Consider the following 6,945-nt stretch of genomic DNA (forward strand, 5'->3'; position numbering starts at 1 on the left):
CTTGCCCCAGGCCGTACCCAGGTAAGCCACCATGAATGATCTGCAGCTCGACGAATTCAAGCGCGATGAGAACGCCGCCATGGTCTTGCTCGTCGACGATCAGGCGATGATCGGCGAGGCAGTGCGGCGCGGGTTGTCGAATGAGGAAAACATCGACTTCCACTTCTGCTCCGATCCCCACCAGGCCATCGCCCATGCGATTCGCATCAAGCCGACGGTGATTCTCCAGGACTTGGTGATGCCCGGCCTCGACGGCCTGAGCCTGGTGCGCGAGTACCGTAACCATCCGGCCACCCGCGATATCCCGATCATTGTCCTGTCCACCAAGGAAGACCCGATGATCAAGAGCGCGGCGTTCGCCGCCGGGGCCAACGATTACCTGGTCAAGTTGCCGGACAACATCGAGCTGGTGGCCCGCATCCGCTATCACTCGCGTTCCTACATGATGCTCTTGCAGCGCGACGCGGCCTATCGTGCATTGCGGGTCAGTCAGCAGCAATTGCTCGACACCAACCTGGTACTGCAACGGCTGATGAACTCGGACGGCCTGACCGGGCTGTCCAATCGCCGGCACTTCGACGAGTACCTGGAGCTGGAATGGCGCCGGGCGATGCGCGACCAGAGCCAACTGTCGCTGCTGATGATCGACGTGGACTACTTCAAGTCCTACAACGACAACTACGGTCACCTCGAGGGCGACGAAGCCCTGCGCAAGGTCGCCACGGCGATCCGCGAGGCGTGCAGCCGTCCGTCCGACTTGCCGGCCCGCTACGGCGGCGAGGAGTTCGCCCTGGTCCTGCCCGGCACCTCGCCCGGCGGTGCCCGGCTGATGGCCGAGAAACTGCGCCAGAGCGTCGTCGCCCTCAAAATACCCCACACCACGCCCGACGGTGGCGAGAGCCTGACCATCAGCATCGGCGTCTCGACCTTCACTCCCCAGCAGGGTGGCGACAGCCGTCAGCTGATCTCGGCGGCGGACAAAGGGTTGTACCTGGCCAAGCACAATGGGCGTAATCGGGTGGGGGTCGAGTAAACTCTGCCTGGCAAGATTGCTTTTGTGGCGAGGGAGCTTGCTCCCGCTGGGCTGCGCAGCAGCTGTGTAGGAGCTGTGTAGGAGCTGTCGAGTGCAACGAGGCTGCGATCTTTCCCCAGACAATTGAGTCCCAAGCGAAAGCTCAAGATCAAAAGATCGCAGGCTTCGCCAGCTCCTACAGGGCCCAGCGGGAGCAAGCTCCCTCGCCACAGGGGCCGTACGCTCAATCTCATTGCCCCTAAAGCCGCCAGGCGGGCTGCCGCCGGCGCCTGATTACGTTATACTCGCCGGCTTTCAAAAGTTCGCCAACGAGTGCTGCCCGCCATGGAAATCAACCCGATCCTTAACACCATCAAGGACCTGTCCGAGCGCTCCGAAACTATTCGGGGGTATCTTTGACTACGATCAAAAGCATGAGCGCCTGACCGAAGTCAATCGCGAGCTTGAAGATCCGAATGTCTGGAACAACCCTTCGTACGCCCAGGAGCTGGGCCGCGAGCGTTCTGCGCTGGCGCAGATCGTCGAGACCCTGGACGAGTTGTCCAGCGGCCTGGCCGATTGCCGCGACCTGCTGGACATGGCTGTCGAAGAGAACGACGAAGGCGCGGTCGGCGATGTCGTCGCCGAGCTGACACGCCTGGACGAGAACCTCGCCAAGCTGGAATTCCGTCGCATGTTCAGCGGCGAGATGGACATGAACAACGCCTACCTGGACATCCAGGCCGGCTCCGGCGGCACCGAGGCCCAGGACTGGGCCAACATCCTGCTGCGCATGTACCTGCGCTGGGCCGACAAACGCGGTTTCGACGCCACCATCATGGAGCTGTCGGCCGGTGAAGTCGCCGGGATCAAGGGCGCCACCGTGCACATCAAGGGCGAATACGCCTTTGGCTGGCTGCGGACCGAGATCGGCGTGCACCGCCTGGTACGCAAGAGCCCGTTCGACTCCGGCAACCGTCGTCACACCTCGTTCTCGGCGGTGTTCGTCTCGCCGGAAATCGATGACAACATCGAGATCGAGATCAACCCGGCGGACCTGCGTATCGACACCTACCGTTCCTCCGGGGCCGGTGGCCAGCACGTCAACACCACCGACTCGGCCGTACGGATTACCCACGTACCGACCAACACCGTGGTCAGTTGCCAGAACGAACGCTCCCAGCACGCCAACAAAGACACCGCGATGAAGATGCTGCGGGCCCGCCTGTACGAGCAGGAAGTGCAGAAGCGCAACGCGGCGTCCCAGGCGCTGGAAGACACCAAGTCGGACATCGGCTGGGGTCACCAGATCCGTTCGTACGTGCTCGACGCCTCGCGGATCAAGGACCTGCGTACCAGCATCGAACGCAGCGATTGCGACAAGGTGCTCGACGGCGACATCGACGAATACCTGATCGCCAGCCTCAAACAAGGGCTGTAACGCGACACCCATGCGGCGGGCAGCCACGCTTCCACTAAGGAGCGCGGTTCGCCCGCAAACTCCGGCCCGGGCCGGGGGCAACGAACCTGTGATGGAATCCTTAAAGACATGAGCGACCTAGAACTCGACCCGCAAGCCCTGCAACAGGAAGAAAACTCCCTGATCGCCCTGCGCAAGGAAAAGCTTGCTGCCGAGCGCGCCAAGGGCCAGGCCTTCCCCAACGACTTCCGCCGCGACGCGTATTGCGACGTCCTGCAGAAGACGTACGCGGACAAGACCAAGGAAGAGCTGGCCGAGGCGGCGATTCCAGTCAAGGTGGCCGGTCGTATCATGCTCGACCGTGGTTCGTTCATGGTCATCCAGGACATGACCGGGCGCATCCAGGTCTACGTCAACCGCAAGACCCTGCCGGAAGAAACCCTGGCCGCCGTCAAGACCTGGGACCTGGGCGACATCATATCCGCCGAAGGCACCCTGGCCCGTTCCGGCAAGGGCGACCTGTACGTCGAGATGACCAACGTGCGCCTGTTGACCAAGTCCCTGCGCCCGCTGCCGGACAAGCACCACGGCCTGACCGACACCGAGCAGCGCTATCGCCAGCGCTACGTCGACCTGATCGTCAACGAAGACGTGCGCCAGACGTTCCGCGTGCGCTCGCAAGTCATCGCCCACATCCGCAGCTTCCTGATGAAGCGTGACTTCCTCGAAGTCGAGACGCCGATGCTGCAGACCATCCCTGGCGGCGCGGCGGCCAAGCCGTTCGAAACCCACCACAACGCCCTGGACATGGAAATGTTCCTGCGCATCGCGCCGGAGCTGTACCTCAAGCGGCTTGTTGTCGGTGGATTTGAAAAGGTGTTCGAGATCAACCGCAACTTCCGTAACGAAGGCGTTTCGACCCGGCACAACCCCGAGTTCACCATGCTCGAGTTCTACCAGGCCTACGCCGACTACGAAGACAACATGGACCTGACCGAAGAACTGTTCCGCGAGCTGGCGCAGCTGGTCCTGGGCAGCACCGACGTGCCGTACGGCGACAAGGTGTTCCACTTCGGCGAGCCGTTCGTGCGCCTGTCGGTGTTCGACTCGATCCTCAAGTACAACCCTGAGATCACCGCCGCCGACCTGCAGGACATCGACAAGGCCCGCGCCATCGCCAAGAAGGCCGGCGCCAAGGTGCTCGGCTTCGAAGGCCTGGGCAAGCTGCAGGTGATGATTTTCGAAGAACTGGTCGAGCACAAGCTGGAGCAGCCGCACTTCATCACCCAGTACCCGTTCGAAGTGTCGCCGCTGGCCCGTCGCAACGACGAGAACCCAAGCGTGACCGACCGTTTCGAGCTGTTCATCGGTGGTCGTGAAATCGCCAACGCCTACTCCGAGCTCAACGATGCCGAAGACCAGGCCGAGCGCTTCATGGCCCAGGTGGCCGACAAGGACGCCGGCGACGACGAAGCCATGCACTACGATGCCGACTTCGTCCGAGCCCTGGAGTACGGCATGCCGCCGACCGCTGGCGAAGGCATCGGCATCGATCGCCTGGTGATGTTGTTGACCAACTCACCGTCGATCCGGGATGTGATCCTCTTCCCGCACATGCGGCCCCAAGCGTAATTGCTTCAATTAAAAAGCCGCCTCGATGGGCGGCTTTTTATTGCCTGTCTGGTACAAACGTATCAATTGGTTACTTTTTGAAAGAGCGAGGAAGACCTGTCGTGAATCGTGCAATGGCTTCAGAAGGTGCAGCGGGCGTCGCCACGGCTGTCGCTGAAAGTGTTCAGTACCAGGGCCGCAAGGCCAGCCGACAGGGCAGTGAGCAGCGTCGCCAGGAGATTCTCGATGCGGCCATGCGCATTGTGGTGCGCGATGGCGTGCGGGCGGTGCGTCACCGCGCGGTGGCCGCCGAAGCGGGCGTGCCGCTGTCGGCCACCACGTATTATTTCAAGGACATCGATGACTTGCTCACCGACACCTTCGCCCAGTACGTGGAGCGCAGCGCGGCGTTCATGGGCAAGCTGTGGGCCAACAACGAAGGCCTGCTGCGGGAAATGGTCGCCTACGGTGACGGCAGTGCCCAATCGCGCTCGCAACTGGCGGACGATATTGCCCGGATGACCGCCGACTACGTGCGGCATCAATTGGACAGCCGTCGCGAGTACCTGATGGCCGAACAGGCCTTTCGCCAAGAAGCCCTGCTCAACCCGCGCCTGGCGGAGTTGGTGCGTTCCCACCAGCAGATTTTGCTGCACGGCACGTGTCAGTTTTTCCAGGTTTTAGGCTCCCGCGAGCCGCAACAGGATGCCAAAGTGTTGACGGCGATTATCGGACGGATGGAATATCAAGGCTTGCTCAATGGCGCCGAGCCGGTAGCCGATGAAGACATGCTCGGCATTCTGACCCGCTATATGCACCTGGTATTGGCGTCGGTGTAACCCAGATGGGCTCACCACAGCCCCTTTTTTGTGAGCGTTGCGCACTCAAGCGGGAGCAAGCTCCCTCGCCACAAAGGACAGGGCGCCTGCCATAGGGAGTTCAAATGAAAGCCTGGCGTGCCGTTGTACTGGCCGTGTCGTTGCTGCTGCTCAGTGGCTGCCTGGTGTCGTTCAAGGCGCCGTTACCTGACAGCGAAGCCGCGCCCGCGGGCCTGCTCGGCCATTGGACCAGCACCAATGCCTGGGGTGAACCGTTGAACCTGGAACTGACGCAGGTCGGCACGCACCGTTACCAGGCCATCAGCTACTTCAGGGCCAAGCCCCATGAGCGTGAGGCCATTCCCCTGACCGTCTCCCGTCACGGCAGCCGCTGGTACCTGTCGGCCAAGGTGCCGGCCCGCTACGGTGGACATTTCCTGATCGCCGGTTTCGAATTGACCGATAAACAGGAACTGGTGGTCTACAACCTGGACCTGGAGCAGATCAACCAGGCCATCGGCCAGAAGCTCCTCAGCGGCCAGCCGAACCAGAGCGAAGAGGGTGACGGCGTGTTGGTGGACAGCGACATGAACAAGGTTTTCAGCTACCTCGACGACCCGGCCAATTCCGATGTGTTTTCGGAAGCCGTGCGTTACCAGCGACTGGCCAAATCCCAATAATTGCTACAAGCGGACGTTTTTTCACAGGAGTTCCGGGTGGACGATTACCAGCAGACGATACGCACCTTGTCCGATCGCATTGTGCTGGCGCAAACGCCGATTCGCATCCTCGACGCGGTGAAATGGGACGAGAACATCCGCAAGGGGTTTCTCAAGGCCAAGGGCAAGGAAATGCCCGCGGTGGATCGCGACTATTACCTCAACCGGCCACTGTCCTTCGATTCCAGCAAGGTGAAGCTGGAGTTCCAGAACATCGAGCGCGACATCACCCGCCAACTGGGGCAGTTCAACCCGGTGGGCCAGATCATGCGCCGCATGTGCAAGGAATACCGCATGGTGGTGCGCATGCTCGAAGCGCGTGGCACCGAGGATTTCGGGCTGATCTCCCAGGAACTCTACGGCGCCGCCTCCGATGCGTTCCACGCCGGCGACCCGACCCTGGCCGACCTGGGCTTGATGCTCTCCGACTACCTGAACAACATCGATGGCCGTGGCGACCTCAAGGACGAGCCGAAAGTCCTCAGCGCCAAGGAAGCCGTCAACCTGCTGCAACACCGCCTCAACCGGGTGTTCGGCGAAGCCGAGGAAACCATCCGCGTGTTCGAGTCCGACGGCATCGTCGCCGACGCGGCGGCGGGCGCCGACTACATCAAGATCCGCACCGATGCGATGTTCAACGAGCGCGACGTGCGGGCGCTGGAGGTCCACGAAGGGCTGGTGCACGTCGGCACCACCCTCAACGGCCTGAACCAGCCGATCTGCACCTTCCTGTCCAAGGGCCCGCCCTCGTCCACGGTGACCCAGGAAGGCCTGGCGATCCTGATGGAAATCATCACCTTCGCCTCCTACCCGAGCCGCCTGCGCAAGCTCACTAACCGTACCCGGGCCATTCACATGGTGGAGGAGGGCGCCGACTTCCTGCAGGTCTTCGAGTTTTTCCGCGAGCAGGGTTTCGAAATGGCCGAAAGCTACGGCAACGCCAGTCGGGTATTCCGTGGCTCGGTGCCGACCGGGCTGCCATTCACCAAAGACTTGTCCTACCTCAAGGGCTTCATCATGGTTTACAACTACATTCAGCTGGCCGTGCGCAAAGGCAAGCTGGAGCAAGTGCCGCTGCTGTTCTGCGGCAAGACCACCCTTGAAGACATGCGCACGTTGCGCCAGTTGGTGGACGAAGGCCTGGTGGTACCGCCCAAGTACCTGCCCGAGCAATTTCGCGACATGAATGCCCTGTCGGCCTGGATGTGTTTCTCCAACTTCCTGAACCACCTGAGCCTGGACCGGATCGAAGCGGATTATTCCAATATCCTTTGAAGGTCACTAAGTTCAACTGTGGGAGCGGGCTTGCTCGCGAAGGCGGTGTGTCAGCTAACGATAATGTCGACTGACACACCGCCTTCGCGA

Annotated in this window: 6 protein-coding genes; all 6 read left to right on the plus strand. The window is 61.6% G+C overall.

Annotated elements, in window-relative coordinates; translation table 11 throughout:
• The first annotated feature begins 31 nt into the window (after positions 1-31).
• The 6 genes from AD659_RS04590 to AD659_RS04615 all read left to right on the plus strand — a co-directional run bounded on the left by AD659_RS04590 (position 32) and on the right by AD659_RS04615 (position 6,855).
• Positions 32-1,033: a response regulator gene (locus tag AD659_RS04590; RefSeq protein ID WP_053118748.1), complete on the plus strand. Its 1,002-nt coding sequence runs from the start codon at positions 32-34 to the stop codon at positions 1,031-1,033.
• 324 nt (positions 1,034-1,357) lie between these two features.
• Positions 1,358-2,453 (plus strand): peptide chain release factor 2 gene (gene prfB / locus AD659_RS04595; RefSeq protein ID WP_095963568.1). Its coding sequence is split into 2 segments (ribosomal slippage): positions 1,358-1,429 and positions 1,431-2,453, totalling 1,095 coding nucleotides; the frame shifts between segments, so codons are not numbered across the junction.
• A 108-nt stretch (positions 2,454-2,561) separates the two neighbouring features.
• Positions 2,562-4,064 (plus strand): lysine--tRNA ligase, encoded by a 1,503-nt coding sequence (lysS, locus tag AD659_RS04600; RefSeq protein WP_053118750.1) that lies wholly within the window; start codon positions 2,562-2,564, stop codon positions 4,062-4,064.
• Positions 4,065-4,165: 101 nt separating this feature from the next.
• Entirely contained in the window at positions 4,166-4,882 is a 717-nt protein-coding gene (locus AD659_RS04605) for a TetR/AcrR family transcriptional regulator (protein ID WP_053118752.1), read from the plus strand.
• A gap of 104 nt (positions 4,883-4,986) precedes the next feature.
• Entirely contained in the window at positions 4,987-5,541 is a 555-nt protein-coding gene (locus tag AD659_RS04610) for a hypothetical protein (protein ID WP_053118754.1), read from the plus strand.
• 36 nt (positions 5,542-5,577) lie between these two features.
• The gene (locus AD659_RS04615; protein WP_053118756.1) at positions 5,578-6,855 is read left to right on the plus strand and encodes a flavohemoglobin expression-modulating QEGLA motif protein; all 1,278 of its coding nucleotides are present in this window, start codon (positions 5,578-5,580) and stop codon (positions 6,853-6,855) included.
• Positions 6,856-6,945 lie beyond the last annotated feature (90 nt).

It is taken from the genome of Pseudomonas thivervalensis, from assembly GCF_001269655.1.
GTDB classification, from domain to species: Bacteria; Pseudomonadota; Gammaproteobacteria; order Pseudomonadales; family Pseudomonadaceae; genus Aquipseudomonas; species Aquipseudomonas thivervalensis.

What these genes read in the sequence shown, in the direction of transcription:
- lysS (WP_053118750.1), top strand. Translation starts at nt 2,562, where the DNA reads ATGAGCGACCTAGAACTCGACCCGCAAGCCCTGCAACAGGAAGAAAAC.
- AD659_RS04610 (WP_053118754.1), top strand. Translation starts at nt 4,987, where the DNA reads ATGAAAGCCTGGCGTGCCGTTGTACTGGCCGTGTCGTTGCTGCTGCTC.
- AD659_RS04590 (WP_053118748.1), top strand. Translation starts at nt 32, where the DNA reads ATGAATGATCTGCAGCTCGACGAATTCAAGCGCGATGAGAACGCCGCC.